The following is a 1,948-nucleotide window of genomic DNA, read 5'->3' as shown; positions in this document are numbered from 1 at the left end:
CACTACTGATTCTGCCAGGCAGTCAGTAACGGCGCAATGGCCCGTCAACACCGGTCGGAAAGACTGTGATAGCACCTGTGCCGGCACAGGACCGGCACGGTTCGGGGGAATGTGAGGTAACGTCTACGCCGGCAAAGGCCAGTGGCGGCCGCAACAACAAGGACGCTTAGGCACGCTCTACCGGAAAGGCAATTACATCGCTCAATCTCTCGGCCTTCAGCGCCAGCATGACCAGTCGGTCCACACCTAACGACACTCCGGAACATTCCGGCATACCCTGCGCCAGGGCCGCCAGTAAATTTTCATCGATAGGCTGTTCGGTCAGGCTCATCGCTATCCTTTTACGATTATCCTTCTCAAAGCGCTGGCGCTGCTCGCGCGCATCGGTTAGCTCACGGAAACCATTGGCCAGCTCAATACCCTTGAAATAGACTTCAAACCGGTCCGCCACCCGATGATCCTCGGTACTGATTTCCGCTAGCGCAGCCTGAGAAGCGGGAAAATGGTAAACAAAAGCCGGCTTATCGCGACCGATGTGAGGTTCGACCACCATAGCAAATAATAATTGCAGCAGGGTATCGCGATCGTCCTTTGAAGAAGCTGCCTCACCGAGATCCCATTTAACCGCTGCGTCATAAAACTGCCCTTTATCCGCCGATAAGGGATCAATTCCCACATGACGGATAAATACCTGCTGATAAGAAAGCATTTCCGCACTATCGCAATCCAGAATCTGCTGCAGCAGATCGTCGACCTCATTCATCAGGCGGCACATATCATAATAGGGGCGATACCACTCAAGCATGGTAAATTCCGGATTATGATAACGACCGGCTTCCTCATTACGAAAGCTGCGGCAAAGCTGGAATATAGGACCGCTACCAGCCGCCAGCAGGCGCTTCATGTGATATTCTGGACTGGTCATCAAATACAGCGACATACCGCCGGCAACACCTGGCCCAATAAAGCGGGTCTGGAATGGAACAAGATGGATATCCGTCACCGTTGCCTGACTCATGGCCGGAGTTTCTACTTCAAGTAATCCGCGATCGCTGAAAAACTGCCGGATCTGGCCCACAATTGCAGCGCGCTTTAACAAATTATTAATGGGTGTGCTTGGTTGCCAGCTGGCCGAATCGCTCATATTTTTCCCTCCGTTAAACAGGGGATGCAGTCTACCAGTATCTCTATGCGCAAATAAACATCACTGTCGCCCTTTTTAACCTTGGCCACGCCTTGAACGCGGTCTAGATCATGTTACCACCCAATACATCCTTCTTTCTGACGGCAGTATAAAGATCATCAATTCAGAATTCTCCACCTCTAAATAATACTGGAAGCAGAGTATCGGAAAGGAGCGCTATCTAGCGCTCGCCGAAGACAGCCTCGCTAATGGTCTCATTTTTCGGCCTATTCTACGGCGGCTATCACGTTATCGTCCTTGATGAAGATTACCGTTATGCGCTGGATATCAAGCCTTAATTATTTGTGGATTTTATATCACGCACCCTAAAACGCTAGATGCACAGGCGAGGCAAGCGCTGTTGCATACTGCCACGGCACTTAACTTCACGGTGGACAGACTGATTTATTTGGGTTAAGCACGAATACCACCGGTAGGTATAATCGTTGTTGGCGCGTACTCAGCGGGATAAGGAAATCTGACGAGTTGACGATGGCAAGGAAGCCAGATATCTTGATACAGATAAGAAAACCAGACAGACGTATTAGCACCGCTAATGATAAGGCGCTAATACCGGCGCTGGGGAACATCAACGAAAAATAAAGAAAACGCTTCTGGAAATTGGACAGTAGGCAACGGCGAAACGGTGCACTTGTTCGCGGTGGGACAAATTGAGGAAACGTAAATTTCGCGGCGAGATCCCGTTCAGGAATACCACGAGCAACGTCACGGGCCAGCTTAAGTGAGTAAAATATCGGTGAAAGC

The 1,948-nt window shown here is 50.4% G+C and carries 1 protein-coding gene; it reads right to left on the bottom strand.

Annotation, left to right across the window (positions count from 1 at the left end; genetic code table 11):
* Positions 1–166: 166 nt before the first annotated feature.
* A complete protein-coding gene (epmA, locus tag BG74_RS07375) occupies positions 167–1,144 on the bottom strand; it encodes an elongation factor P--(R)-beta-lysine ligase (protein WP_066597564.1) in 978 nt (325 codons plus the stop codon).
* Positions 1,145–1,948 lie beyond the last annotated feature (804 nt).

It is taken from the genome of Sodalis-like endosymbiont of Proechinophthirus fluctus, assembly GCF_001602625.1.
GTDB lineage: Bacteria > Pseudomonadota > Gammaproteobacteria > Enterobacterales > Enterobacteriaceae.
Note: the sequence above shows the minus strand (reverse complement) of the source record. Positions and strands in the feature narration are given on the sequence as shown.